The following is a 26,258-nucleotide window of genomic DNA, read 5'->3' as shown; positions in this document are numbered from 1 at the left end:
CCCGCCTGCGCGTGAATGAGATGAATTAAATCATGAAGTGAGATGATTTGTTCCCAATTTTTACAGATTTTAAGTTTTTCTTAATTTTCTCTCGTTACAATCAACGCAGGCAAACTTTACAGATCACCCATGGAAACCAACGAGCACCGACAGGCTGGTAATCAAATCCGTATTGAAACCCTTGATAATCTCTATTTACAGGGTAGTAAAAGTATATTGCCCAAGCCCGATGATGAGCCTCTACGCGTCACAATGATGCGACAACTTGACGGTATACCTGTTCCGCTTGATAAATTACAATTAACAGCCGGTGATATTGTTGCATTAGCGGGTGACTATTATACAAAAGCGGGTTGGGGTTTAGAATTAAATATTGGTAAAACAGCTGGTCAAGCGGCTGTTAAAAACAATAAACGATTATTTAAAAATCCGGTCGTAGCAAAAGAAATATTGGCTTTTACAGAAGCCTATGGAGATCTGGCCTCTCCTGATGTCAATCTCGAAAACATTGAGCATATCTATAAAGTAGAAGAAACCACCTACATTCCTTTTTTTAAATCTATTAACGCCATTTTTCAGCAGCTTGTTTATTCCTGGACTGTGAAAGGCTATAAGGAAAAGTTAAACAAGAATGAAGCTCATTTTACTCCCTGGTCGGCTCGAGCTTATATTGTGGGCCATCACACCGCCTTGAAAATGGCTGAAATAGCCTTTGCGTGCAAAAATCTCAGCAGTGGTAAACTTGTTCTGGAAGATCTTCAAAAATCAATCAGCACTGAATTGACTCGGGTTCTTAAACAAATTCAGGATAATCCCACACGTTATAAATTTGAAAATTTAACTTCACCTGCAGCAATTTATGAGGAATTAGCTGCACGCTACCATGCCCTGGCTATTGCTCAAGATTTGTTTACCATGCATTTTTACTCCGACCATTTTGCGGGTGGACATATGAGCCGGATCGGTATCTTACGTAAAACGATGCCAGAACGCTTTAGTGTCTTCGGTAGCATTCTTATTAATAATATGCATAATGAGGACAATCTTCGTAGCGTTACCGTCCATAATCCCCATCAACCCTGCACAGACTCCGATAAAATATTGAAAATGTATCCGGTTATTGATGAAGCCTATGGTGATGGAACTTATTTTTTAAATGGCAACAATAACAATAGCGATATGCTTGTCAACGGTATGACCAACTCTCTTGGCGACATTGCTCGGGTGATGGAGAGTGGTATTATTCCTCCTGAGGCACATTATGGAGGATTATGTTTTTTACCAGAGGTAGATTATCAAAAACCACAAACCCAACCTCTTTTGATTAATGGTAAAGATGGCAATATCTATTTTCGTTCTAATATTAGCCAGATCAAAACATTAATGCCTACTGAGTATCGCGATGCGCTGGAACAACCACAAAATCATGGTTACGAAAAATTAACCTTATGGAAAGCCTTTGTTTTAGTTTTTAAATTGCGGGTCTTGGGATTTATTTATTCCCCCTCTATTATTAAAAATCTAGCCACGGAGGTCGCTCAGGAAAAACCAGCAACTATCATTAATGGTACTGACGAAATGAAAGGACTAAACGTTGAGCCCACAAATCTCTTATCTGCAACATCACAAATTGAACAAGAAAAAGAATTTCAAGCATCCTGGCGGATGACGCCCCCAACCTCTCTGGCAAATGCGCATTCAGTACATGGTTTTATTAATAAACCGCCTAGCCCCATTTCACAAGACAGTACCCTATCAAGTCCAAGTCTTTATTAAATGTTTGCGAGTGTTATCAGGGCGTCTTCTAATTCAACCTCGGGAAAGGGTTTAAGAGCGGCTATTTTGTCAATTTTATACTGTATAAACTCTAAACGGCATGCTAAAGAGCCTTGCGGATTGTATTGACTATGGGATTTTGCATAATATTTTAGCTCCTCCAATAACTCCCTGACTTTCCCACCACCTTGCAGCTCTCTGATAGTTTCCCTGACTTTTTCAAGATGATGACGATTCCAATGACCGCAAATAAATAATCCTAAAAGGGGGGAAGACCAATCTTGCTTGGTATAGTCTCTCAATAAAGAGAGAGCATTTTCTTCCAATGATTTTTCTTCATCCCATAGATGAGGATAACGAATTTGCGTTGCTGCGGCTTGCGCCCCTATTTGAATTAAGAAATTTTTTTGTTGAGGGGTAAAATTAAACAAAATGGGATAACGTAAATACCGCAGTAATATTGTATTAGCCTTGCTAAGATATTCTGGTGATTGATTTTTTAAAAAAAGCTCAATGTCTGAATCTTCTACTTCAGCTAGTTTGCTTAATGCAATGAAAATAGCTAAAAAATAACTAGCTTGAGTGGTATTCTTTAATGAATCAGCAACATTGATTCTTTTTCTAAAAATTGGGCAAATTACTTGGTTATTAGATAAAGGATTACCGTTTATCATCAATTGACCATGCCGCTCTGCTGTGATTTCAGTTTGTTTTCTAAACATAGCTTCATAAAATTTAAATAACCCTTTAATTGCCTTCTCTCCATCACTTTGTGCTGCTAGTCTCAAGAATGCTTCCACATAGACTTCAATATCCTTATGAAGGATTCGATGGATTTTTAACAATAAAGATTGAGCTGGCAGTGAAAATTTTACAATTTGCGCGATTTTTTGTAGCTCTTGTAAAATAGCTAGAATTTTTTCACTTGTTAGATCTTTCATCGTTAATAAAAAATCTTTATAGCTTTTTTCTGATTCGGATAGATTACTGGCACTTTTTAAAGCAACACAAACGCCAGTTTTATCTAGCTTAATTTCTTCAAGCAACTGACGTGCGAGTGCATTCTGTTTTTGCAGTTCTAAAACAGAGGCCTTTGAATATATACGTACAAATTGAGAATCAAAATAATTAACGAATAGTGGATCTAGAGGTATTTCTTGAGAAATCGGATCAATAATCAACGAAATTTTTTCAGCAATAACTTTCTTATAATCCTTGATATCAATATTGGGTAATAGCATAGTCAGATCCTTATGACTTTACATATTAATAAGCAGCAACTTTTCCATCTTTGCTTACACCATCAATTTAGATACAACATTTTAGAGAATAACTTTTGATGAAAAACTAATCAAGAAACTAATAAAACAAAACCTAAGTCTATTCTTTAAGCTCGACTGCATGATGATGATGATTGAATTTTTTGCATAACCCTTGCTCTTAAAAAATACCATTGTTATCCTAAGCCATTTATTTTGGAAGCACGATGGATATTCTTCAGATAAAAGGTTTGAGTGTGCTGACTCGAATTGGCGTATATACTTGGGAGCAACAAATCTCGCAGCGCTTGCTGATTGATATTTCAATTCCTGGTAATTTTAGTGCTTGTAATGATGATTTAAGCAATACCATCGATTACAGCAAGCTATGCCAACAAGTTACAACCTATGTTGAAACAAACGCGTTTCAACTTATCGAAACCGTGGCCAACAACGTTGCCACTTTAATCAAAAATGAATTTAATGTATCGGAATTAACTATCAGTGTTAGCAAACCACACGCGATAAAAAATGCAAGCGACATTCGCGTCACAGTAACCCGCTAACTAAACACAAAATCTTCACTTAGATTAGCTTCTACACGTTTATCCTCAGATGTCATTGGTTGTTTAAAAAGTGGCACTGATAGACTATTTTCTTCTTGTGAATTCGTCACAGTTGTGGTTAATTGATTACCATGAAAACAATTACTTAAACAACCATAGGATTCTTTATACTCGACTGTAGGTTGAACTTTTGCTTGTTGTAAATGCTCCAATTTTTGTGATTTAAAACGGTATGCATTTAGTAGAACAAGACTCGTTTGCAAAATCATTAAGGCAACACCTACAGCAGGATTCAGTGTAATACCAATTGCCACTAACAAACCTCCAGCAAGTAACATAGAACTCATGTTATAAATTAAGCTAAAACCTAAATTTTGATTAATGTTGCTTATTGTTTGCTTAGCTATCGCAAAAATACTGGCAACAGGTAATAACGAATCTTCTTGAACCACAGCGCTGGCTTGCTGCTGTATTATTTCGTCACCCGCTTTGGATTTAACAGCTACACCCACGGTGCTCGACACAGCACCAGAATCGTTAGCAGCATCACCTACCATAGCAACATTGAAACCTTGCGCTTTTAATTTTTCAATAAACGCTGTTTTAGAGTTATCTTGAATACTTTCTGAAATTCCGACAGATCCATAGCAAATATTGTCATTTGGAATATCAAGCAGTTCTCCATAGCGTTCTGCTGTGGCCTTGTCAGCACCTGTGCAAATAAATACCGCTATTCCTTCCTGTTTTAATATAGTGATCGCTTCTTTAGCTCCCGGACGCACCGGATCGATAATAATCATGTATCCTAGTAACTGCTTATCGCGTGCAAGATAAACAGCTGATTGCCCCCCTTTAAGGTTTAGAGTTCGTTCAACCACCGATATATCAATTCCATTTTCCTGCATTATCGCTTGGCTACCAAGAATGAGTTCTTCCGTTTCCTCTAAATTTGTACTATCGGGATTCGGCGTTGGTTTGGTAATTTTAGCTTTGAGTCCGGAATGATTTGAATTATCAATATCGAGGATGGATATAGGCAGCTCATCTATTTGTTGCTCTTTCACATAATCAACAATAGCGCTGGCAATTGGATGAGATGATTGACGCTCCAACGCTGCAAAATAGCTCAACATCATTTGGTTACTGACTAATTTGGAATTAAACTTATGATTAATTGCGGTTGGAATACCCATAGTCACTGTTCCATGCACATCAAAAACCACTGCATTCACATTGGCAGCAGCTTGTAATGCTTTTGCACTTTTAAACTGCACACCATGCTCAGCAGCTTTATTGATTCCTATTTTTACGGCAAGTGGTGTAATCAAACCAAGCGTGCAAGGGCAGGCGGCCACTAATACAGACACAACGCACTGTAAGGCCACAGCAAAGGGGAAAAATAAACTCATTATTCCCCCTGACAATAGTGCAAGCATGATGACAGCAGGGATGAAATATTGCAGGATTTTTGTCGTAGCTTCTTCAATGGGAGCTTTTTCGAATTGTGCCTGCTCATTATTATTGTCGAGTCGATGCAAATAAGAATAACTGCCTACTGCTGCTACTTTTACTTTAGCCGGGGAAGTTAACCTGGTCCCAGCCGTTAATGGCTCACCTTTTTTGACCGAGTTTTCTTGCTGTAACTCTTCGTCATATACCCGGCAATCGTCACTCTCACAAAATCCATCTACGGGAATATAATCATCTTTTTTTAATGAAAGAATGATAGATTTTGCCTTTAGAACCATTGGCTCAGCGTCTTCAGCTAGTCGCATACCAGCCAATACCCTTTCACCCGGCTTAATAGCACGGGGCAAAACAGAGCCAGTGATAATCGTATCATAGATGGCACTAGGGGAAAGGCATTCTCCATCCACAGGAATAATACCTCCCGCAGCAATTAATAATTGTTCTTCAGCTTGAATAGTTGAAAGTTTACGTTGCTGCTTAGGTAATTCTTCTGTTGCTAAAACAGTAACCTCACGGGGCAAACGATCTTTAAATTTTTTCTCAACAGCGACCTTCTGAGTAATTGTTTCCTCAATGGCGAGTCCCAAATAACGAAAACCAAAAATTAATAACCCCGCCTCAAACATCATCGGCAACCAGGGAAATGCAAAAGCGGCTAGAGAAACACCAATTACCGTCAAAGTGCTGACTGTAAACAAGGTATCCATTGTCAGTGTTCGAGATTTTAATAACTTGATTATGGCTTGATAATAAAATGGTGCACCTAATGCAAGAGTCAGCAAAGTACTTACGGCGCCAATAGCATACATAACTCCTAAGGATAGACCCCCAGAAAAAACGATGGATAGAATTAACAAGGCAATACCACTTCCAGTACCAATAGTCCCTAAAAGCCAATTGGAAGTGAGTATTTTTTTCCAGAAAGATGTCTTAGGTAATGTCATCTCAGGAGTAATATCAATACAGGTAAAACCTAGATCTTCTATTGTTTGCCGTATGATTTTCTTGACTTCGGTCGTCTTCTTTTTATTATTTTTTATCTTTAGCTTAATTTCTTTTTTAAAACGATCGACCTGATGAAACTCAATAACTATCCCATTTTTATTAACAAAATCTTCTGAATTAAGAGCGTGTAGTATACTAGCAGTGCAACTTTCACAGCGAATTGTTGGTAGATAAAACTCATAGGTATTAGACATAGATGAACCCCAAATCTAGTAATAATCTATCTTAAACGAGCTACTCCTTTCTTTAGGTGGAACTAATTATCAGGATAATTCTTTGGTGTGTCCGCAATGACGTGTCTTGTGGCAAACTATCAAAATTTTCGCCTCATAAAGCAATTGCGAATACATCCTGGAATTAAGCATTTAATTTACGAACCATCCCTTTAATACGCTCAGTACGAGCAACAGCAACTTGAATCTTCTCAGCTTCCATTTTGGAACCATAAGGACCAAGAATTACTCTAAACCATCCACCCTGTTGTGGTGGTGCCACAGCAATATTTACATCAAATCCTTTAAGTGTCAGTGCAGCCTTCAGACGTTCAGCTTCTTGTTTGCTTTTAAAAGATGCAATTTGTACCAGATAGGCTTCTTTTGTTTTATTCACTGTAGCGGGAAGAGGCTTGGCCTCAGTAACAGGCACCGGTGTATGTGGTGCAGATGTCGTTTTAGGAGTCGTTGCAGCTACTGTTGTTGTGGCCGATGCAGGTTGAGAAGGGACTCCTTGAGGTGGATCTGCGGGTTTAGCTGGCGTGGCAAGTGCCGCTCGGGGCAAAGACGTTGTCGGAGGACCATGATCTTTTGCTAGCAAAGTATAAAACTCAAACTTAGGTTTAGGATGCTCCTCTTGCTTCGCAACAGTTTTTGTTTCAGGAGGAGGCTCATCATTCGCCAGGATATTTTTATGCACCCAATTATTCAAACTGGTAAAATCAAATACATTTGCAGTCAAATAACCGCATAAAAATGAAGCTAATACCCAGAAAAATTGCTTAGGAGCACTACTTTTCTGCCTGCTTTGCCTACGTTTTCCGTAATCCCTTGCCATCACATGCTCTCAGGAGTTGATACACCCAGTAGTCGCAAACCATTTCTTAAGATTTGTCGCACTGCTACCAATAAACATAAACGCGCACTTCTTAGCGTGTCTTGCTCACACAGCAATTGTATCGCGTTGTAGTAACTATGTAATCCATTTGCCAATTCACGTAAGTAATAAGCCAATTGATGTGGCTCACAAGCCTTCGCAGACGCCTCTATCACCTCTGGATATCGGCTAATTAGAGAAATTAACGTGATTTCCTGCGATTCAGTTAACAAATCAATATGAGTTAAGCCCAGACTTTCATCCCAACTCAATCCTCGCTCTTTTAACTGCCTTAATACAGAACTAATTCGCGCATGGGCATATTGGATATAATAAACTGGATTGTCGCTAGATTCTGATTTCGCCAAATCCAAGTCAAAATCCATATGTTGTTCAGGCTTACGCATGACATAAAAGAAACGCGCGGCATCATTGCCAACTTCTTCTCTCAGCTCTCTTAAGGTAACAAATGAACCACTTCTTGTAGACATTTGCACACGTTCACCACTACGATAAAGAATTGCAAATTGAACCAATAACACATCAACAGCATTTTCATCATGACCTAAAGCTTTAACAGCGGCTTTGACGCGAGTCACATAGCCGTGGTGGTCAGCACCGAAAATGTCAACGACGCGGGCAAAACCTCGATCATATTTATTCCAATGATAAGCTACATCAGAGGCAAAATAAGTTGTATGCCCATTTGCACGCACCAAAACTCTGTCTTTCTCATCACCGAAATCAGTGGCGCGGAACCATAATGCCCCCTCTTTTTCGTAGGTATGACCACCAGCCTTCAAAGCCTGGATACCTTTTTCAATGGCTCCACCATCAAGTAAGGATTGTTCAGAGAACCAACAGTCATACTCTACACCAAATTCAGCCAAATCATCTTTGATGTCTGCTAACACAGAATCGAGAGCATGTTTATGAAATAATTTAAATCCTCGCTCACCCAGAAGCATTTGTGCACGGCCAATCACCGCATCGATATAAACTTCTTTATCACCACCTTCCGGCTCATCAGGGGGTAAACCTTCATGAATAGTAGACCAAGGATGGACAAAGTCATTGCCATGCTTATCAATCACTTCTTGAGCAATATTCATGACGTAATCGCCACGATAACCATTGGCGGGGAATATTATTTCTTCACCGGCCAAAACTAAATAACGCAACCATACACTGGCAGCCAAAATATTCATTTGTCTGCCAGCGTCATTCACGTAATACTCACGACTAACATTAAATCCAGCTGCTGCAAGCACATTTGCCAATGTAGCACCAAAAGCAGCACCGCGACCATGCCCTACATGCAGAGGGCCCGTTGGATTCGCTGAAACAAACTCTAAAATAACCTTTTGCCCTTGCCCTAAGTTACTACGGCCAAATAGCTCGCCCTGCTGCAAAATATCAGCAATAACCTGTGAACGCGCTTCATCACGCATAAAAAAGTTAATAAAGCCAGGACCCGCAATTTCAACTCGTTCGACTGCAGGATGATTCGGTATCGCCTTAACAATTAATTCAGCAAGCTGGCGTGGTGCTTGACGACACGGTTTTGCGAGAGTCATTGCCAGATTACTTGCAAAATCACCATGACTACTATCTTTAGCACGCTCCACTTTTAGATCAACATTTAACTCCTGAGGAATAGTAGAGGCTTGTTTGAGAGCATCAAGGGCTTGAGCAAGTAATTGTTCAACAGTCTGTTTCATAGCACTAGGTCATCGTCAAAAAACAGCTATTATGCGCTTTTTCATATCATATGCAAAGTACAGAAAACAATAACATTCATCTATACTCTTGATAGGCCGAAAAACCAGGATGCATGATGAAACAGACAGGGATAGTTTTACAAGGTGGCGGCGCTCTTGGGGCTTATGAATTAGGTGTATTAAAGCGCTTATATGAACAAGAAAAATTTTCTCCTAATATTGTTGCCGGTGTCTCTATTGGGGCAATTAATGCAGTAGCGCTTATCGGTGCCAAAAATGATCCCATTAAGACATTGGAGGCGATGTGGGACGAATTTACATTATTCTCAACACCACTTAGCGAAAATATTGAATCTTATCTCGCTCTTTTTGGTAATGATTCTTTTTTTAATTTGCGCACTGACTATTGGGCCTTGCCTTACTGGACAAGCTTTTATTTTACACAGCCTCTGCAACAATTGTTGTTGAAGTATATCGATTTTGAAAAAATAAATAATTCCCCCATTCATTTAATTTTAACCGCTACGGATATTGAAACAGGCGAAATCAAAATCTTTGAAAACAAAGGGAAAAATCGCACAGAAATTACGCCATTACATGTATTAGCCAGTGGCAGCTTACCGCCAGGCTTTCCCATGACAACGATAGGAAATAAAAATTTTTGGGATGGTGGATTATTTGAAAATACTCCTCTTTCGCCTGTGCTGGAGCGACTTAATCCTAATCCTGCTGTGGAGAAACAAATTATTGTCGTTAATCTCTTCCCATGTCGCGGAAAAATACCAACCAATATGATTGAAGTATTTGATCGGGTTTTTGAGATTATTTTCTCCAATAAAATTCGCTTCAATCTAGAACTAACTGCGAAGGTGAATGATTACATTGAAGTAATCAATGAAATTGAAAAATTAATACCCGAAAATAGTGCTATAAAAAAATTACCCGGCTATAAACGGTTAATAAATTACAAATATATTCAGAATATTATTTATATTGAAAATGAAGATCCTGAAAGCGTAGCAGCACCCTTCGATTTTTCACGCAAAAGTATCCAAAAGCGTATTGAAGCAGGTTATCGAGACGCAGGGAGTGCTTGCCTATAATTTCAAGAAATTGTTATTCGATTGGACTTTTTTTAAATTTTCTAACAATTTCTTGGGTTATATTATCAATAATTTCTCCATGAGTCCCACAACCTCCATTATCATAGGTCAACATCCATAGATATAATTCTTCAATATCATTGCCCAATTTTTGTGCTATTTCCTCATCTGTTGAGTAAATTTTCGCAGTATAATGGTGGTTCATGGCTGTCCTAAATCATTGTTGGACTCACAAATAAAGATTAGTATTTAATAAGAACACTAGCAATAATAATTAACCAAATTTCAATAATTTTTTTCACCTTTCACAATACGTCATTGTATAATTTTTAGCGTTATCCAAGTACAATATGGGATGATAGGAAAATTATCATTTTTTAACATTTACTTTACCTTGATTACGCTTTTTTGCTTCATCAAAGCCACATCTGAAATGATTAATTTTTAAAAAGTTGACTTTATTTTTTGTCATTCCTGGGTAGGCAGACTCTATTTCAGAAGATTAAGGCTGGAAAAATGGAGCGACACCTGGGAGTGATAAAATATTATTATTTTCTCAATAGATACTGCTATTCTTCTGGATAGATAACAGAATTTTTATGGTCGCTATACCATATTTCCTCTTCACTCAGCGTTGTTTCAACGAACTCAACCGGCACCCCACTTTCAGCAATCATAGCAACTTTATATCCTGAAAAGGGTTCATAAGGCCCCAGAATGACTTCTTTTCCTTTAATTGCCTCTTCTAAATTATCAACTTTAAATCCAATATGAGGCATTGTTTTAATCAATGGATGGAGTGGTGAATCTGGTTCAAAACGATGATATTGAATGCGGTATTCACTATTTTCCCCACCACTGGTATACATTTTAAATGTAGAGCTATATCTTTCGCCTTCCCTGGGAATAGTGGTAGGAATTCCCATATGATGATATTCATACTTTGTGGTTTTTACAGTCATAATTCCTCCTGTTTTTGCTATTTTAAATTAAAATGCGCTAAAGGAATATAACAAGGAACTTCCTTACCAGGCTTGCTTTCTAATAAATCAATTTGCGTAATTATTATTTCAGGAATAATCGGTAGTTGAATTTGTTCAAATAGATTCTTTTCGAAATGAGTTGTGCGCAAACGACCAAGCGTAAGGTGTCCACGATAAGCCCGCATTTCTGCAGGATAGTTGGTAATTATAATAGCCTGGCGAATACAATGTGCAATTTCGTTAAGCGCAGCAGAAGGGCCTGCTTCTACTGAAATAATGCGCGGTCTTTTCGCGTTGGGAAACCATTGTAATCTTTCCAATCGTAAAGCAAAAGAATGACTATGACTTAACTCCTTTCGAGCATTTGCAATCAATTGTGAGATATGCTCAACTTGAATATTTCCCAGGAAACCTAGAGTAATATGCAGGTTATACCAAGGTGTCCAGCGTACGTTCTTTGCTAAAGTACTGCGCTGTAGCGTTACTAATATTTCCTTTAGGATTTGTTGTATTTTTTCAGAAAAATTAATAGCAAAAAAAACTCGCGATTTCCTAATCACCATGACATCAAACAACCTTCAAATGAGCGAGATCTTGACATAATCTTAGTACATCATTTATCTCCTTCCACTCACATCCGCATTGCTATATGCTTTTCTTAAAATTTAACTTTTGGGAAAATCCAGAATGTCAAAGCAATTTATTGGGAAGAATAAATTAGAATTAGATACACCTTGTCTGGTTATTGATAAGGAAAAACTTATCAACAATTTAAAACGCATGCAGCAACATGGATTGCAGAACAAGATTAATATTAGACCCCATTGCAAAACGCATAAATGTACAACATTAGCAAAACTCCAGCTGGAATATGGTGCTATTGGCATCAGTGCTGCCAAAATTTCAGAAGCAGAAATGCTTATTAAGCAAGGAATTTCTGGCGTCCTAATCACCTCTCCAATTGTCACTTCTTATAAGATAGAACGTTTGATGAATTGCCTGCAGAAAGCTCCCGACACCTTGATTGTTATCGATAATCAGCAAAATCTTATGGATCTTGAACAAGCAGGCCAACTCCATCATCAACCTATTAACGTATTAATTGACATTGACCCCGGCCTGGGCCGAACAGGTATCAAACCTCATCTTGCCTTAAATCTCGCGACAGAAGTTCAACGCTCCCAATGGTTAAAGCTTGCAGGATTGCAATGTTATGCCGGTAATCTACAACATATTGGGTCTTATGAAGAACGAAAGAATATTTCATTAAAGACGATGGAAACCGCCAGCGAATTAGTCAAATTGTTTCGTCAACATGATTTACCTTGTGATATCTTAACAGGCAGTGGTACGGGCACTTATGATATTGATACGGAAGCCTCAGAAGTCACTGAAATCCAACCTGGCTCTTACACTGTCATGGATGTAGAGTATGCAGCCATTGGTTCAAAGGAAAATAAGCAACATTTCCATACCTTTCAACACGCAATGACCCTGCTGACAACCGTGATTAGTAATAATCGACAAGAACATGTCACCGTTGATGCAGGAACAAAATCGATTTATGTCGATAAGCTACGCCCACAAATAATAAGTCATGCCAATCTTATCTATGACTGGGGAGGTTTTGGCGATGAGCATGGCAAAGTCACTTGTCCGCAAGGAAATAAACTACCAGTCAACGGTGAAGTACTTGAGCTAATCGTCCCTCACTGTGATCCGACCATTAATTTATTTGATAAATTTTATATTGTCAGCCAAGGCACAGTAGTCGATGTATGGGATATTGATTTAAGAGGGGCATCCCAATAAAGCGAATTGTCATTTCCGTCTACAATGTTTCATAAGCTTTCTTGATGTAACCGTCTTGCGATAACATAATCGCTATGGGACGCGTCGCATCAAAATGAGCAAAAATAATCATCATCATCACCGTAATCGGCACTGATAAAAACATTCCCAAAATCCCCCATATTGCTCCCCACAATGCCAAAGCAATAAGAATGACCAACGCACTTAAATTGAGCGATTTACCAAGAAAACGGGGCTCAACCAAATTACCAACGATAAATTGTATCGCCACAATTCCCGAGGTAATAATGACAAAAGGGACCCAACTCTGAAATTGAATTAAAGCCAATAACATGGGAAATGCTGTTGCGAGGATAGCGCCAATATTAGGAATAAAATTTAGGAAGAAGATTAATAAGGCCCAAAATTCAGCAAAATCTAATCCTACTGCTTTCATGATAATCCAACTGGCCATTGCTGTCGTAATACTAAGTAATGTTTTTAATCCCAAATAGGTTTGGGTATCTTTAACAATGTGCGTGATGATATTATTCACTAGCTGTCGATGCCCTTTTTGCGAAATTAAAGCATTGAGTTTTTGTCTAAAGAAATGCTGCTCAACAAAAAGAAAGACCACATAGAGAGCGATAAGTACAGCAGATCCAGTGATTGTCGTAAATACACCATAAATATTTACTAAAATTCGCTGCACACTTAAATCTTGTAAAAAATTATCAACATTGGCCAAAGTCTTAACGTGGAAACGCTTATCCATATTATTAAGAATATTGGTTAAATTCTCTTGATAGCGCGAAGAAGCTTCAATTACGTCATTCACGTTATTGGTAATAATATCAATTAAAATTTTTACCAGAAGAGCGACAACGAGTAGTGCCAAAACCATGCTAAGCCAGTTTGGCAAGCGTCGGCCAACAAATGGCATGCGCTGCACAGCATTATGAATAGTATTAAGTAAATGCCAAATAAAGATGGCAATCACCAGTGGAATGAGTAAACTGCGCCCTGCATAAAGCAAATAGCCAATGAGCGATACTAAAATCAAGCCCGCCGTAAAACTTATTATTGGATTTCCACCCTTATTTTCTATGTTTTTAGCCATGGCAAGTCAACAGTAAGCTATTTTCTGTTATTATGATTTTTTTTTAAAATAAATCATACTGTGTTACAACAATCTTGTGAAATTTTAGCAGGCGTTGGCCCGACATTAGCAGCTAAATTAAGTAAATGCGGTATTAATACCGTTGCTGATCTTTTATTTCATCTTCCCTATCGTTATCAAGACAGGACACGTATCACGCCTATTTGTGATTTACGCCCTAACGACTGGTGTGTCGTTGCAGGCAGAGTATGTAAAACAGAAGTTAAGTATGGCAAGCGGATGATGCTTTATTGTTATATTGAGGACAAAACAGGCCTCTTGAAGTTACGTTTTTTTCATTTCAATAAACAGCAAATTAAAGGACTTAATGAAAGTGTTATAATACGTGCCTTTGGTGAAGTACGTGAATTTTCCAATTCATTGGAAATGATTCATCCTGAATACCAACTTCTGGCGAATGAAGAAGATTGTGTCGTTGACGAAACACTAACACCAATTTATCCCTCAACTCAAGGCCTTAGCCAAACCCGTTTACGCCAACTGGTTAAAATTGCCTTAGCCAGTTATCGCGAGCATTTGCACACCCTGGAATGGATGAATCCTCAGGAAATAGCAACGCATCATTTTTATCCTTTACCAACGGCAATTGAGCTGCTGCATAATCCACCGCCAGACACGTCATTAGTCGCCCTTGAAGAAGGCAATCATCCCGCTTTTAAGCGGCTTGCTTTTGATGAATTACTGGCACAGCGTTTAAGTCTACAATTTGCCAGGCACCATCGCGAAATGCTATCAGCCCCTGTCTTTCCTCCCGCTAACGAGTTACGACAAGCTTTTCTAAAGCGGCTACCTTTTTCTTTAACTATTGCCCAGCAACGCGTCAGTGATGAAATTGCCGCTGATTTAACTCAAGCAAAACCTATGCTTCGCCTTGTGCAAGGTGACGTAGGCTCGGGAAAAACCGTGGTAGCAGCGCTAGCCACCTTGCAAGCAATTGCCAGCGGCTACCAGGTAGCTCTCATGGCTCCTACTGAATTATTGAGTGAGCAACATGCAACAACACTCCAATCCTGGCTTTCCCCTTTAGGCTTAACTTGTTGTCGACTTAGCGGAAAAATGAAGCTTTCTGAGCGGAAAGAGACATTAGCAATGCTTAATAAGGGTGAATGCCATTTATTAGTAGGTACACATGCCTTATTTCAAGAGGAAGTCCAGTTTGCGAAGCTTGGCTTAATTATTATTGATGAGCAACATCGTTTTGGGGTCGAACAACGCTTGTTATTACAGCAAAAAGGACAGCAGGCAACTTCTGTCCCACATCAACTGTTAATGACTGCAACTCCTATTCCAAGAACCTTGGCCATGACGCAATTTGCTCATCTTGATTTATCAATCATTGATGAATTACCTCCTGGTCGCACTCCTGTAACAACCGCTGTAGTTAGTCAAGAAAAAAGAGAGCCCATTATTGAGCGCTTGCAGGCGGCAATAACTAATGGCCGTCAGGCTTATTGGGTTTGCACCTTGATTGAAGAGTCTGAGAAACTGCAATGTATGGCGGCCACCGCAACAGCTCAAAATCTGCAAGCACAATTGCCAAATATCCGCGTGGGTTTAGTCCATGGTCGCATGAAGTCCATAGAGAAAGAAGCAACAATGCTGGCATTTAAAGAAGGCGAACTTGATCTTTTAGTAGCCACAACAGTGATTGAAGTGGGTGTTGATGTCCCGAATGCCAGCCTTATGATCATTGAAAACGCAGAACGCTTAGGTTTATCGCAATTACATCAATTACGCGGCAGAGTTGGTCGCGGCAGCACACAATCACATTGTTTATTACTTTATCAAGCTCCTCTGTCGCAATTGGGCGCTGAACGCTTACGCGTGATGCGTTCCACTACGGATGGCTTTGTCATTGCCGAAAAAGACTTACAATTACGGGGCGCTGGAGAAGTATTAGGTACCCGTCAAACAGGGTATCGACAGTTTAAAATAGCTGACTTACAACGTGACCAGGCTCTTTTGCCCTTAGTGGCAGCGATTGCCAAAAAATTAATCATTGAGCAGCCACTTTTGGCCCAAGCCATTGCTAAGCGCTGGTTAGGAAATTTTGAGCAATTTTTTCAAAGTTAACCCCATTTACTACCTCCTTCTAAAAAAATTTTAAAATATCGCAAGTCAAGACTGTTTTTTCATTTTTTCTTTGCTAAGATAGCTTGGCTAGTTTCTCTGCACACCCTCTTAAAAACTGTGGATAATTTTCCGTCTTCTTCCGCTCCTAAACGATTGTTTTTTCCAAAAACTCTAATATAAGTCTTGCCACACTTGATTTTTTGCTATTATCTGTGGCTTTTTCTGCTTTTGTAATTATCCACAAAATCTGTGGATAATTCTGTGTACAGGATAAAAAATCCTTTGAAAATAAAGCCCATATCAATGGGTTTTAGAGCTTACCATTCGCCTAACATCAAGGAACAAAAATGTCAGGTAACACCAATGATCTTACTTATCTAACAAGTTTTCCAAAAGTTAGCGATGTTTTAATTCCTTAACTTGACCCACAGCCAGGAAAGGTTAAAATATTGGTCATTTTATTATCAGGTTTTCTCATGTCAAAACGTAAAGCCGTGGCGCTCATTTCTGGCGGGCTGGATTCCATGCTTGCTGTTAAAGTTATTCAAGAACAAGGAATTCATGTCGAAGGAATAAATTTCTATACTGGTTTTTGCCATTCAGGTCATACTTCAGCCATTCGGAATCGAAAGAGTGAAAAGCCCCCGCGTAACGATGCGCTTTGGGTTGCCGAGCAACTCGGTATTCAACTTCATATTATTGACATTGTTGAACCTTACAAAGAAATTTTGCTTAATCCTAAACACGGTTATGGTAAAAATGTTAATCCCTGTTTAGATTGTAAAATCTTTATGGTTAAGGAAGCCTATCAATGGATGTTAGAAAATAACTTTGATTTTATTATTACGGGTGAGGTCATTGGTCAACGTCCCAAATCCCAACGTAGTGCAACAATGCCCTTAATTGCAGAAAAATCAGGAGCCGAAGATCGCTTGTTACGTCCTTTATGTGCCAAATTATTACCACCTACACTACCCGAAAGAGAAGGATGGGTTAATCGTGATGCGCTGTTAGATTTTAAAGGACGTAACCGCAAACCCCAATTAGGTCTTGCGGCAGCGATGGATATTGAAGAGTTTGCTCAACCTGCGGGCGGGTGTTGCGTCTTAACAGATGAAAATTATACTCGCCGCTTACGCGATATGTGGGAACATCGCGATACACGGGATTATGATCTCGAAGATATTATTCTTTTGAAAGCAGGCAGACATATCCGCCCCATGTCACATTACAAAATGATCATTGCTCGAGATGAAGCGGAAAGTAATTTTTTGACAGGTTATCGCAAGCAATTTACCCATATGCAGATTCGTGATCATCGTGGACCTATGATTTTAATTGAAGGACAACCAGAGCCTGAGGATTTTATTACTTGTGCGCGTATTGCAGGGCGTTTTTGTTCTGGCCGTGATGAAGCAACTGTTACTGTCGATTTATTTCACTTAGATGGACAAACAGAAGCATTAACTGTACAACCCTTACGTGCTGAAGAAATTCCCCAAAACTGGTATTTGTGAGAAATAATATGGCCCATTATAATTTAGATGCGCGTCGCCTTCTGTGTCCGATGCCAGTGATTAAAACACAAAATATGGCGAAAAAATTAAAACATGGTGATACATTAACTGTCATTGCCACGGATCCTGGCTCCCAACATGATCTTCCCTGTTGGTGTCGAATTAATGGCCATAAGCTTATTGAATGTAAAGAAATGGATGAAGAAATTCATATCACATTAGAGTTAATAAAGGACAAGGAATGACACAACATGAACGTTATCAGCAAGCCAAAAAAATTACTCTTCTAGGCGCTTTAATTAATGCACTCCTGGGTTTTATCAAACTAATCGGCGGAATTTTTTATCATTCCCACGCGTTGGTTGCTGATGGCATTCATTCATTTTCTGATCTTATTACGGATATAATGGTCTTGTTTGCTTCCAAATATGGAAGCCAGGATGCTGATGAGTCTCATCCTTATGGACATCAGCGTATTGAAACTGCAGCTACCCTTCTTCTTGCGTTACTACTCATTCTCGCAGGAGCAGGGATTGCCTGGGATTCTCTCGATGAGATAATTCATAAAACGCATGATAAACCAGGTTGGATTGCCCTTCCTATTGCCCTTCTTTCTATTTTGGCGAATGAGATTTTATTTCATTGGACTCACCGGGTTGGCAAGCGCATTCAATCCTCTTTAGTGATTGCAAATGCCTGGCATCATCGTTCTGATGCCGCCTCGTCAATTGTGGTTTCTCTGGGCCTTATTGGTACGCTACTAGGCTTTATTTATCTTGATGCAGTAGCTGCCATTATCGTATCCCTCATGATTATAAAAATGGGGCTTAGTTATGGCTGGGATAGTGTGAAAGAATTAATTGATACAGCTGTTGACTTTGAGACTCTAAAGCAAATAGAAGAGACTATTCAAGCTGTACATGGTGTGGAGCGAATTCATCAACTGCGCAGTCGCCTCATGGGAGGTGATATTCTGATAGATGTACATATCCTTGTCTCTCCCTATATCTCAGTCTCGGAAGGACATTATATCGCCCAGCATGTTCATAGGGCGTTGCTTAACAAACTCAAACGGGTAAAGGATGTAACTGTTCATGTCGACCCTGAAGATGATGAAATTACTTGTCCCTCTCTGCACTTGCCAAGTCGCGAAACATTGCAAAAACAACTACTAAGCACCTGGAAGAAAGATTATCCTTCTCTTTCGAGTTGGACCCTTCATTATCTTGATGGCAAAATGACTATCGATTTAATCTTTAACCAGGAACAAACAAACTGGCAATCTTTATCTGAGCGTATTACTAAGGACTTAAGTGCACAAAAAGATATTACCCAAGTACGTTTATTCAGTCAGCAGGAAATGACTAATCATGAAAAAAACTAATATTGTCGTTTTAGATTCCAAACCTTTAATTAATGATGGCTTGTCTCTGGCAAAACTTTATGAATTGGGCGATGTTAAACTTTATGATAAAACGCCTGCTGAACTGGTTATTGAACACGCACATGATGCGGACATCGTCATTACAAATAAAGTAAAATTTACTGAACAACATTTTAGTAAACTCCCTCGTTTGCGTTATATCGGGGAAACAGCTACTGGTGTCGATAATATTGATGTCAAAGCTGCAACAAAGCATAATATTATTGTTACCAATGTTCCGAACTATAGTACCGATAGTGTTGCCCAACATGTGCTCGCCCTATTGCTTACCCACACTAATCAGGTAGAAGCTCATAATCAATCGATTCAAAAAGGTGAATGGCAAACTAGTCCCTATTTTGCATATTGGCTACATCCCATTATAGAACTGTCTGGGATGACTTTAGGCTTAATGGGCTATGGTCAAGTAGCACAAAAGGTTGCTCTTATCGCAAGCACGTTGGGAATGAAAATTATTGCTCATAAACCCACCCCGTTTAATGACAGCCTGGCAACTTGGGTAAGTTTTACGGAATTATTGCAACAAAGTGACGTATTAAGTTTGCACTGCCCTCTCAATGACACCACTAAAAATATTATCAACACCAATACACTCAAACAAATGAAGCCCACCAGTATTCTCATCAATACAGGTCGGGGGGCTTTAGTCGATGAAGCAGCTTTAGCAGATGCATTAAAAACTAAACAAATTCGTGCTGCTTATCTGGATGTTCTTAGTCAAGAGCCCCCTGGTTTTGATAATCCTTTAATTGGTTTGGACAACTGTGTGATTACTCCTCATGTTGCTTGGGCATCCCTTGCTGCACGAAAACGCTTGCTAAATACAGTATGTGAAAATATTATTCACTTTCTCAATGGGCAACCCATTAATGTAATAAAAGCTTCATAAGGGGATGAATGTATGGCTACGGCCACTTTGAAAATAATTTTTGCCATCATTCTTTTTATCGTGATTGTTTTGGCTGGATGGTATCCATTTAAGAAAAAAATCGCCGGTGATGGCCATATTGATTTCCCTATCGGTGAAACGTTAGCAACAGGCGTTTTCTTAGGGGCTGCATTGCTACATATGTTGCCAGAGTCCAGCTTGATGTTTCATGAAATGGGTTATCATTACCCGTTCGCATTCATTATTACTGGTGCTGTATTTTTAATCTTTCTATGGTTTGAACATTTAGGCAAAGAATTATATCACCATCATGATGCCAGCCATCCAGCGTTCGCTATACTCGCCTGGTGCATGCTTTCAGTGCATTCGATAATGCTTGGAGCAGCTTTGGGGTTTAATCATAGCAACTCCATGATTATTATGTTGTTCCTGGCAATTATCACCCATAAATGGGCTGAAAGTTTTGCCATCGCCATACAACTGAATAAAAGCTCCTTAAGCCGTAAACAGAGTCTGGCATTTTTTCTAAGTTTCTGCTTAATGACTCCTTTAGGTATTTTTATTGGCTGGTATTTCGGTCACGGTGTAGAAACCAATTCATTGTTCGATCCCATTTTAATCTCCGCCTCTGCGGGCACATTTCTTTATTTAGGCACGCTGCATGGTCTGGAGCGCTGTGTAATGGTGGAGCGTTGCTGTAATTTACGTGATTTTAGTTTTGTAATTATTGGCTTTCTGCTTATGGCTTCGGTAGCAACTTATGTCTAAATTTCTCACACAGCATCCTCTTATTTTGGCCTCTGCGTCACCAATTCGTATAAACCTTCTCGCATCTTTAGGTTTAAAGTTTGAGATAGTTCCCGCCAACTGTAATGAGGACGCTATTAAAAAAAATTTAAGCCCGCTATCCAGCATGCTAGCCTTAGCGAGTACGCTAGCACGCAGCAAGGCATTAGACGTCAGTAACCGCTTTCCTTCCCATTTTGTCATTGCTGCTGACCAACTTTGTATTATCGGTAATAAATACCTTGATAAGCCATTGACTCATGAGACAGCGATGATGCATCTTCGGCTTCTAAGTGGTAAAACTCATCAGCAACTGTCTGCCTATTGCATTGCTAAAGAGGGACATATCCTTTGGGAAAATCATGATATCGCCACGCTAACAATGCGAGAGTTAAACGATAGTACCATCGATGCTTATTTAAAGCAGGAACAGCCTTATCACAGCTGCGGCGCTTATCATTTTGAAGGATTAGGCAAATGGTTATTTACAGAAATTCAGGGAAGTGAAAGTACTATTCAAGGATTGCCTTTGTTTCCCTTGGCTCAAGCATTAGTAAAAGTTGCAGCCGTGAGCATGGCCTAGTATCTCACTCACGATTGCATTTCTTTCAATCTATCTTGTTTTTGGCAGATAGGAAACCACTACCTCTGAAAGATCATCGCCTAAAGGAGTGTCAGCATTAACCCTCTCCGCAGTAGCACCATTATTAGCAGCAAACTTTCCACCAGATGGCAAATAGGAAGCAACAGTCTCAGAAAGCTTCTGGCTCAAAGGCGTGTTAGCCTTCACACCATCTGCGGTGGTACGATTATTGACAGCAAATATCCCACAGGATACTAACAGACGCGCACTAAGTTTCTCCGCAGCCTGATGAGGTACAATCTCCCCTTCCGCCGGGGCTTCTGCAGGAGCATCATCTTTCCATTTAATGTGCTGAATAGGCTGTTTTGTTGTCCAATAAAAGGTACTTTGAAATTGGCCAATTATACTTTCATTCCACAGATCGCCGTAATGGCCGCTCCATTCCGTACTGAAAAACATACCATTTAAAAATGCGATTCGACCACCGACAATTGCAGCGCGTCTTGGATCACTCCCTGTCCATCCAGGAGATAGTAACGCATCGGCAATGCCGTCATGACCAAAGGGATTGAAATTTTTACTAAATGTTATGCCAATAAAACCCGTCTTGTGATCAAACACAAAATCAATAAAACCAAGATCAGAACCTTCATCCTTTCCATTTTTTAAAAATAAAACGTTGAGATCAATGACAGCTTTAGAGGATCTATCTTTTATAACTCCTAAAGGATATCCACAAGGCTCACCTAAAATAATTGCAGCCACGCCATAACGATTACCCCATTTTGTTTTTGCAATTACTTTATCTTGAAGTTCATTCTTGGCTTTCATACAACCTCCTCATTGTCATTTAAAATGAAAAGAATGTCTGTCTGATTTAATTTTATACTTTTTAGATTAAGCCAATATTACCACCAGGATATTTAAACGCTCCGCAGGCGGAATCTCGGTTCTTATTTAGATGCCACACTAAAACACGGCAAGGAGGCAAAGATGAGGAAATTTGTAATCAGAATTAGCTGTGTTAATGAAATTAGCAAAAAAATAGACATGACTATTTGTTTTTTTGCAGATATTTATTGTTTTTTATGAAGTTTTTTTTATGGTCCATTAAAAGCCAAAATAACATCCAAACATTTTTTCTATGTAACAGTTATAAAATAATTGTTATATACTTTTTTAATAAAGGATTCTGGAGCGAGACAATGGCTCAAACTTCAAATAAAAAAACTAAACCAGCTCATAAAAAAGCACTTGGTCTTCTTAACAAACCTGAAAAAGCAACAAAACAAAAGCAAACCTATGAACGTATCGCTTGTGTATTTCAAGGAGGCGGCGCTCTTGGTGCTTATCAGGTTGGAGCTTTCCGTGCCATACATGAACGCGGTTATCACCCTAACTTTCTTGCTGGCGTTTCAATTGGCGCTATCAATAGCGCTATCATTGCTGGCAATCCAAAAGAAAAACAAATTGAAAAGCTATATGAATTTTGGGATACCATTGCCCCTAAATTATGGCTAGATCTTCATAGCAACTATGATGTTTTTGACTGGACACATCATATGCATAATCGCATGGGAGCTTTATATTCAGTTTTTTTTGGTTTGGATGGCTTTTTTAAACCTCGTCTCATCCCACCTAACCCTTTAACGAGTGATACCCCTGATAAATTAAGTTATTACGATACTTCTGAGTTACGCAAAACGTTAATGAATTTAATTGACTTCGATAGGATTAATGATAAAAAAATCACACTTTGCTTAGGCGCAGTGAACATCACATCAGGGGAAATGGAGTTTTTTAATAATCAACTTATCACCATCACCCCCGATCATGTTATGGCCAGTGGTGCTCTGCCACCAGGTTTTCCAGCAATTAAAATTGGAGACGACTACTTTTGGGATGGTGGAATTTACGCAAATACACCGTTAGTCACTGTTCTCGATGCATTACCTGAGCAGGACACACTATGCTTTGTAGTGGATTGTTTTAGTTTAAAGGGACCATTACCTCAAACCATGGATCAGCTGGAAGAACGGCAAAAAGATATTCGTTATGCCAGTCATTCACGCCGTTTAACCAATGTGTATACAAGCCGCCAAAACTTACAGGCAGCGATTAACTTTTTGGGTAATAAATTAACCCCTGAAGCCAAAGCAGATCCCGAGGTACAAAAGATTTTAGACCTGGGACATGAAAAACGATTCAGTGTTGTGCATATTATTTATAACGGCACACCTTATTCACATTCTTTCAAGGATTATAACTTTATCCGTTCAGCTATTAACATACGTTTAAATACCGGTTATGAAAATGCTACCGAAGTATTAAATAACCCTGAATGGGAGACAAAATCGGACAAAAAATTAGCTTGTTCCATTTATGGGGTTACCTCAGAGTATTTTGATCAACATTAATATAGACAAGACAATTCAAAAAATAGTCTTATATCAGACAAATCAGGTACTCTTTTTCATTATGGATAGTTAATCAAGGGGACAACTAAATTTTATTCGGGTATAGGCTATTTGGAATCCCATTTTTTGAATATTTAAATCAGATATTGATCCTGGCTCAGTGGTCACTGAGGCAATCATTGCCTTCTTTTGCACTGCATATTCTATACGTTTATACAACAAGGCCTTCTGAAGTCCTCTTCCACGATAATTTGGTAATGTGCTTGTAATTCCTAAATCACATATCCCGTTATGAATGGCAATTGTGCCGCCAGCAACTAATTGATTGTTAAGGAAAGCACCAAAGGGTATGACATTTTCTGTCATTGCATAAAGGTAAAATTGCTCCCAAGCCTCTTCATATTCAAATCCCAAAGCAATACACTGAGCCCATAACTTTAATTGATTTTTATTAATTTTTTCTATTGTGAAGGACTGATTTTCCTTCACTTCGCTAGCTTCAAAAGCGCTTAAATCAAGTACAGAAATGTTATTCATTTCTGAAACCAAATAGCCGCGACTGCTTAACTTATGCGCAAAAATATTACCAACCAAAGGACTAAGTTCGATATCAATTTGTCGATGTTGCTGGTGGCGATAGAAAGCTTCTATTGCATCAAGCTCAGCACCAATTTTGTCGTAGTCTGTAGTAAATCCCCAAGCGATAACCTGAGAAAAAAATGAATTTTCTCCTGAGAAAAAAGCAGTACCAGAGCCTACTTCCAATAAACAACCATTGGTATGCTGCCTGGTAAACTGAAGATGACTTTGTTTTATGCAGGTTTCAATTTTAAAAGCGAGCTCTTTTGTGATCAACATTGGAGATACCCTTGACCAAGTTTCTTGTTATTATCGCAAAAGAGTTGTTCATGACAACTTTTCTTTTTTCTAGCACCCCATTTTATAGACAATAGATAAATACCCTGATCGTTATAAAAACAATGTCAGTTTAAGCTAATACTCTGTCACACCGATGTCCATGCTTTGAATGAGGAAAGGCGACCCATGAGCAGGATCAGCAGTTACAACAAGAACATCAAAATCAATTTTATTGCGTAGTTCAGGAACAATAAATGCTTGATGAACTCGCCAACAACTAACGCCTTCACAATCTCTCAATATTACCGTAGCGGGTATAACAGGCTGTGGATGAAGAGTAAGCTTACGCTCCTTCATCAGTTCTAATTTATCACGAAAGAAGGACTGCATTGGTCGCCAGGCGGTTGGCATATAATGCCGACGAACATTGGCTGCTTCTGAAGCATCATCCAAATAGCCCGCCGAAAGCGTTGCCATTAATGTACGCTCAGTCCATTCACTAACTTCATCCATAGGGTATCCAGGATTAAGTACCACAGAAAAAGTTGCAAAAGGTAAAAACATCAAGGCACATAAGAGCAAAAGATGATGACAACGAATTTTTCTCATGATACAGCTCCTCCCTGAGTTCCTGGAACGGTGCTGGTGTATTTTTGCGTAGACCTAATCACACCGGCATTATCAGTATAGCAAAGAGCTTAATTAATCGTTGTAAACCGGCAGCAATGAAGGGGCGGAAGAGGAATTATCCCTCGTCTTTTAATGACGAGGGATAGAAACACATTTGTTATTTTTTGGGTTCTGGCATTTTTTCGCTATGTCTAAACATATTTGCTGGATTAGGATTACCAGGCATAACTGTTTTCTTCTCAGGCATCGATATTTTTGTCGTGGGCATTGCCATCTTTGAAGCAGGCATAGCCACTTTACTTTCTGGGATCATTTTATTTTGAGACATTGAACTCTGCATCGGACTGGTCATTTTTGCAGTTGACATAGAAGCCATTGGTGCTTTATTGACGGTAGTCGCTGAAACCGCTTTAGATACTTTATTTGTAGTACTGCCTGGTTTCTTTGCAGATGCAGTTACTTTTTTACTTGCAGGTGCAGCTACCTTTTTACTTGCAACTGAAGCTACTTTTTTAGCTGAAGACGCTGCTACTTTTTTAGAGGATGCAGCCATTTTATTTTTAGAGCTTGAATTGCTCTTGGTTATTTTTTTTGCAGAAGCTGGCTTTGACGTTTTGAGAGTGGTTGACGCATTTTTTGTAGACTTAGCCGCTACTTTTTTAGATGGCATAGTTGTTTTTTTAGCCGCAGCCATTTTACTTGTAGAGCTCACAGATTTTTTAGACTGCGAAGTCTTTTTATGCGAACTGGATGATTTTGCTTTAACAGGAACACTTTGATTTGAAGTTGCGGATGATTTTGCCTGTGAAAGTGCATGCTCGGAATTTCTTTTTATTTCTCTTGAAACTAAAGAAAAAGCATTTTCCAAAATTTGAAATGATTGTCGCATATAGTCAAGCATTTGGTGGCTATTTTCCATTGCCAGCTTCATTTGATGATCAATCATTTTATTTGGTTGTTGCCAGGAAGATGTTTCTTCTGGTCTAGGGTAATGTAAATTTTGCAGAGTTTTAAGATTCAACTCCATCATTGCTTGAAATGGCTTATGCATCTCAGTTACTAAGGCAGCCCAACTTTTAAAATAGTCCTGATTCATTATTCTCTCCATTGAAGTGTTG

At 39.0% G+C, this 26,258-nt stretch carries 24 protein-coding genes; 12 read left to right on the top strand and 12 right to left on the bottom strand.

Translation table 11 applies throughout. The features are described from left to right. The first annotated feature begins 129 nt into the window (after window positions 1-129). Window positions 130-1,776, top strand: coding sequence for a hypothetical protein (locus tag PXX05_RS01595; RefSeq protein ID WP_275089302.1), 1,647 nt, complete (start codon window positions 130-132; stop codon window positions 1,774-1,776). Here PXX05_RS01595 and PXX05_RS01590 read toward each other — a convergent pair. Next, the gene (locus PXX05_RS01590; protein WP_275089301.1) at window positions 1,773-3,017 is read right to left on the bottom strand and encodes a DUF5617 domain-containing protein; all 1,245 of its coding nucleotides are present in this window, start codon (window positions 3,015-3,017) and stop codon (window positions 1,773-1,775) included. The genes PXX05_RS01595 and PXX05_RS01590 overlap by 4 nt on opposite strands. A 245-nt stretch (window positions 3,018-3,262) precedes the next feature. Here PXX05_RS01590 and folB point away from each other — a divergent pair, with 245 nt between their 5' ends. Continuing rightward, complete coding sequence (gene folB / locus PXX05_RS01585) at window positions 3,263-3,601, top strand: dihydroneopterin aldolase (RefSeq protein WP_275089300.1); 339 nt, start codon at window positions 3,263-3,265, stop codon at window positions 3,599-3,601. Here the strand turns inward: folB and PXX05_RS01580 are convergent. From PXX05_RS01580 to argS, 3 genes are all read right to left on the bottom strand, one after another. Beyond that, window positions 3,598-6,270: a heavy metal translocating P-type ATPase gene (locus tag PXX05_RS01580; protein WP_275089299.1), complete on the bottom strand. Its 2,673-nt coding sequence runs from the start codon at window positions 6,268-6,270 to the stop codon at window positions 3,598-3,600. The two genes, folB and PXX05_RS01580, sit on opposite strands and share 4 nt — an antisense overlap. A gap of 163 nt (window positions 6,271-6,433) precedes the next feature. Then, window positions 6,434-7,126, bottom strand: a complete 693-nt coding sequence (locus PXX05_RS01575) for an SPOR domain-containing protein (RefSeq protein WP_275089298.1) — start codon at window positions 7,124-7,126, stop codon at window positions 6,434-6,436. Beyond that, entirely contained in the window at window positions 7,126-8,886 is a 1,761-nt protein-coding gene (argS, locus tag PXX05_RS01570) for an arginine--tRNA ligase (RefSeq protein WP_275089297.1), read from the bottom strand. The genes PXX05_RS01575 and argS overlap by 1 nt, the downstream gene beginning before the upstream one ends. 116 nt (window positions 8,887-9,002) lie before the next feature. Here argS and PXX05_RS01565 point away from each other — a divergent pair, with 116 nt between their 5' ends. Continuing rightward, window positions 9,003-9,989 carry a patatin-like phospholipase family protein gene (locus PXX05_RS01565; protein WP_275090443.1) on the top strand — a complete coding sequence of 329 codons (987 nt, stop codon included), beginning with the start codon at window positions 9,003-9,005 and terminating at the stop codon, window positions 9,987-9,989. Window positions 9,990-10,002: 13 nt separating this feature from the next. Here the strand turns inward: PXX05_RS01565 and PXX05_RS01560 are convergent, their stop codons facing one another. The 3 genes from PXX05_RS01560 to thpR form a co-directional block, all read right to left on the bottom strand. Continuing rightward, the gene (locus PXX05_RS01560) at window positions 10,003-10,194 is read right to left on the bottom strand and encodes a hypothetical protein (RefSeq protein WP_275089296.1); all 192 of its coding nucleotides are present in this window, start codon (window positions 10,192-10,194) and stop codon (window positions 10,003-10,005) included. A 364-nt stretch (window positions 10,195-10,558) separates the two neighbouring features. After that, entirely contained in the window at window positions 10,559-10,951 is a 393-nt protein-coding gene (locus PXX05_RS01555; RefSeq protein ID WP_275089295.1) for a VOC family protein, read from the bottom strand. A 17-nt stretch (window positions 10,952-10,968) separates the two neighbouring features. Then, the gene (gene thpR, locus PXX05_RS01550; RefSeq protein WP_275089294.1) at window positions 10,969-11,535 is read right to left on the bottom strand and encodes an RNA 2',3'-cyclic phosphodiesterase; all 567 of its coding nucleotides are present in this window, start codon (window positions 11,533-11,535) and stop codon (window positions 10,969-10,971) included. 124 nt (window positions 11,536-11,659) lie between these two features. Between thpR and PXX05_RS01545 the strand changes: the two genes are divergently transcribed. Beyond that, window positions 11,660-12,784: a DSD1 family PLP-dependent enzyme gene (locus tag PXX05_RS01545; RefSeq protein WP_275089293.1), complete on the top strand. Its 1,125-nt coding sequence runs from the start codon at window positions 11,660-11,662 to the stop codon at window positions 12,782-12,784. A 19-nt stretch (window positions 12,785-12,803) separates the two neighbouring features. Here PXX05_RS01545 and PXX05_RS01540 read toward each other — a convergent pair whose 3' ends face one another. Continuing rightward, a complete protein-coding gene (locus PXX05_RS01540) occupies window positions 12,804-13,883 on the bottom strand; it encodes an AI-2E family transporter (protein WP_275089292.1) in 1,080 nt (359 codons plus the stop codon). Window positions 13,884-13,943: 60 nt separating this feature from the next. Between PXX05_RS01540 and recG the strand changes: the two genes are divergently transcribed. The 7 genes from recG (at window position 13,944) to PXX05_RS01505 (ending at window position 21,235) form a co-directional block, all read left to right on the top strand. Continuing rightward, window positions 13,944-16,016 (top strand): ATP-dependent DNA helicase RecG, encoded by a 2,073-nt coding sequence (gene recG / locus PXX05_RS01535; protein ID WP_275089291.1) that lies wholly within the window; start codon window positions 13,944-13,946, stop codon window positions 16,014-16,016. Window positions 16,017-16,492: 476 nt separating this feature from the next. Further along, window positions 16,493-17,533 carry a tRNA (5-methylaminomethyl-2-thiouridylate)-methyltransferase gene (locus PXX05_RS01530; protein ID WP_275089290.1) on the top strand — a complete coding sequence of 347 codons (1,041 nt, stop codon included), beginning with the start codon at window positions 16,493-16,495 and terminating at the stop codon, window positions 17,531-17,533. Window positions 17,534-17,541: 8 nt separating this feature from the next. After that, window positions 17,542-17,778 (top strand): sulfurtransferase TusA family protein, encoded by a 237-nt coding sequence (locus tag PXX05_RS01525; protein ID WP_275089289.1) that lies wholly within the window; start codon window positions 17,542-17,544, stop codon window positions 17,776-17,778. Continuing rightward, the gene (locus PXX05_RS01520; RefSeq protein ID WP_275089288.1) at window positions 17,775-18,917 is read left to right on the top strand and encodes a cation diffusion facilitator family transporter; all 1,143 of its coding nucleotides are present in this window, start codon (window positions 17,775-17,777) and stop codon (window positions 18,915-18,917) included. The genes PXX05_RS01525 and PXX05_RS01520 overlap by 4 nt, the downstream gene beginning before the upstream one ends. Further along, a complete protein-coding gene (locus tag PXX05_RS01515; protein ID WP_275089287.1) occupies window positions 18,904-19,866 on the top strand; it encodes a D-2-hydroxyacid dehydrogenase in 963 nt (320 codons plus the stop codon). The genes PXX05_RS01520 and PXX05_RS01515 overlap by 14 nt, the downstream gene beginning before the upstream one ends. 12 nt (window positions 19,867-19,878) lie before the next feature. Next, window positions 19,879-20,634, top strand: a complete 756-nt coding sequence (locus PXX05_RS01510) for a ZIP family metal transporter (protein WP_275089286.1) — start codon at window positions 19,879-19,881, stop codon at window positions 20,632-20,634. Continuing rightward, a complete protein-coding gene (locus PXX05_RS01505; RefSeq protein WP_275089285.1) occupies window positions 20,627-21,235 on the top strand; it encodes a Maf family protein in 609 nt (202 codons plus the stop codon). Before PXX05_RS01510 ends, PXX05_RS01505 begins: the two co-directional genes overlap by 8 nt. A gap of 30 nt (window positions 21,236-21,265) precedes the next feature. Here the strand turns inward: PXX05_RS01505 and PXX05_RS01500 are convergent, their stop codons facing one another. After that, a complete protein-coding gene (locus PXX05_RS01500; RefSeq protein ID WP_275089284.1) occupies window positions 21,266-22,066 on the bottom strand; it encodes a polymorphic toxin type 43 domain-containing protein in 801 nt (266 codons plus the stop codon). A gap of 374 nt (window positions 22,067-22,440) precedes the next feature. On the opposite strand from PXX05_RS01500, the gene PXX05_RS01495 reads away from it, so the two are divergent. Further along, window positions 22,441-23,652, top strand: a complete 1,212-nt coding sequence (locus PXX05_RS01495) for a patatin-like phospholipase family protein (protein ID WP_275089283.1) — start codon at window positions 22,441-22,443, stop codon at window positions 23,650-23,652. Window positions 23,653-23,721: 69 nt separating this feature from the next. Here the strand turns inward: PXX05_RS01495 and PXX05_RS01490 are convergent, their stop codons facing one another. From PXX05_RS01490 to PXX05_RS01480, 3 genes are all read right to left on the bottom strand, one after another. After that, window positions 23,722-24,510, bottom strand: coding sequence for a GNAT family N-acetyltransferase (locus PXX05_RS01490; RefSeq protein WP_275089282.1), 789 nt, complete (start codon window positions 24,508-24,510; stop codon window positions 23,722-23,724). Between the two features lie 135 nt (window positions 24,511-24,645). Beyond that, entirely contained in the window at window positions 24,646-25,119 is a 474-nt protein-coding gene (locus PXX05_RS01485) for a hypothetical protein (RefSeq protein ID WP_275089281.1), read from the bottom strand. A gap of 178 nt (window positions 25,120-25,297) precedes the next feature. Next, on the bottom strand, window positions 25,298-26,236 hold the full coding sequence (locus tag PXX05_RS01480) for a hypothetical protein (RefSeq protein WP_275089280.1): 939 nt from the start codon (window positions 26,234-26,236) through the stop codon (window positions 25,298-25,300). Window positions 26,237-26,258 lie beyond the last annotated feature (22 nt).

Origin of the sequence: Legionella cardiaca, from assembly GCF_029026145.1 — a bacterium.
Classification (GTDB): Bacteria; Pseudomonadota; Gammaproteobacteria; order Legionellales; family Legionellaceae; genus Tatlockia; species Tatlockia cardiaca.
This window is presented reverse-complemented; position numbering and strand designations above follow the sequence as displayed.

Bases quoted from the DNA above. Each gene is read 5' to 3' on its own strand.
- PXX05_RS01595 (WP_275089302.1), top strand. From the start codon at position 130: ATGGAAACCAACGAGCACCGACAGGCTGGTAATCAAATCCGTATTGAA.
- PXX05_RS01590 (WP_275089301.1), bottom strand. From the start codon at position 3,017: ATGCTATTACCCAATATTGATATCAAGGATTATAAGAAAGTTATTGCT.
- folB (WP_275089300.1), top strand. From the start codon at position 3,263: ATGGATATTCTTCAGATAAAAGGTTTGAGTGTGCTGACTCGAATTGGC.
- PXX05_RS01580 (WP_275089299.1), bottom strand. From the start codon at position 6,270: ATGTCTAATACCTATGAGTTTTATCTACCAACAATTCGCTGTGAAAGT.
- PXX05_RS01575 (WP_275089298.1), bottom strand. From the start codon at position 7,126: ATGGCAAGGGATTACGGAAAACGTAGGCAAAGCAGGCAGAAAAGTAGT.
- argS (WP_275089297.1), bottom strand. From the start codon at position 8,886: ATGAAACAGACTGTTGAACAATTACTTGCTCAAGCCCTTGATGCTCTC.
- PXX05_RS01565 (WP_275090443.1), top strand. From the start codon at position 9,003: ATGAAACAGACAGGGATAGTTTTACAAGGTGGCGGCGCTCTTGGGGCT.
- PXX05_RS01560 (WP_275089296.1), bottom strand. From the start codon at position 10,194: ATGAACCACCATTATACTGCGAAAATTTACTCAACAGATGAGGAAATA.
- PXX05_RS01555 (WP_275089295.1), bottom strand. From the start codon at position 10,951: ATGACTGTAAAAACCACAAAGTATGAATATCATCATATGGGAATTCCT.
- thpR (WP_275089294.1), bottom strand. From the start codon at position 11,535: ATGGTGATTAGGAAATCGCGAGTTTTTTTTGCTATTAATTTTTCTGAA.
- PXX05_RS01545 (WP_275089293.1), top strand. From the start codon at position 11,660: ATGTCAAAGCAATTTATTGGGAAGAATAAATTAGAATTAGATACACCT.
- PXX05_RS01540 (WP_275089292.1), bottom strand. From the start codon at position 13,883: ATGGCTAAAAACATAGAAAATAAGGGTGGAAATCCAATAATAAGTTTT.
- PXX05_RS01530 (WP_275089290.1), top strand. From the start codon at position 16,493: ATGTCAAAACGTAAAGCCGTGGCGCTCATTTCTGGCGGGCTGGATTCC.
- PXX05_RS01525 (WP_275089289.1), top strand. From the start codon at position 17,542: ATGGCCCATTATAATTTAGATGCGCGTCGCCTTCTGTGTCCGATGCCA.
- PXX05_RS01520 (WP_275089288.1), top strand. From the start codon at position 17,775: ATGACACAACATGAACGTTATCAGCAAGCCAAAAAAATTACTCTTCTA.
- PXX05_RS01515 (WP_275089287.1), top strand. From the start codon at position 18,904: ATGAAAAAAACTAATATTGTCGTTTTAGATTCCAAACCTTTAATTAAT.
- PXX05_RS01510 (WP_275089286.1), top strand. From the start codon at position 19,879: ATGGCTACGGCCACTTTGAAAATAATTTTTGCCATCATTCTTTTTATC.
- PXX05_RS01505 (WP_275089285.1), top strand. From the start codon at position 20,627: ATGTCTAAATTTCTCACACAGCATCCTCTTATTTTGGCCTCTGCGTCA.
- PXX05_RS01500 (WP_275089284.1), bottom strand. From the start codon at position 22,066: ATGAAAGCCAAGAATGAACTTCAAGATAAAGTAATTGCAAAAACAAAA.
- PXX05_RS01495 (WP_275089283.1), top strand. From the start codon at position 22,441: ATGGCTCAAACTTCAAATAAAAAAACTAAACCAGCTCATAAAAAAGCA.
- PXX05_RS01490 (WP_275089282.1), bottom strand. From the start codon at position 24,510: ATGTTGATCACAAAAGAGCTCGCTTTTAAAATTGAAACCTGCATAAAA.
- PXX05_RS01485 (WP_275089281.1), bottom strand. From the start codon at position 25,119: ATGAGAAAAATTCGTTGTCATCATCTTTTGCTCTTATGTGCCTTGATG.
- PXX05_RS01480 (WP_275089280.1), bottom strand. From the start codon at position 26,236: ATGAATCAGGACTATTTTAAAAGTTGGGCTGCCTTAGTAACTGAGATG.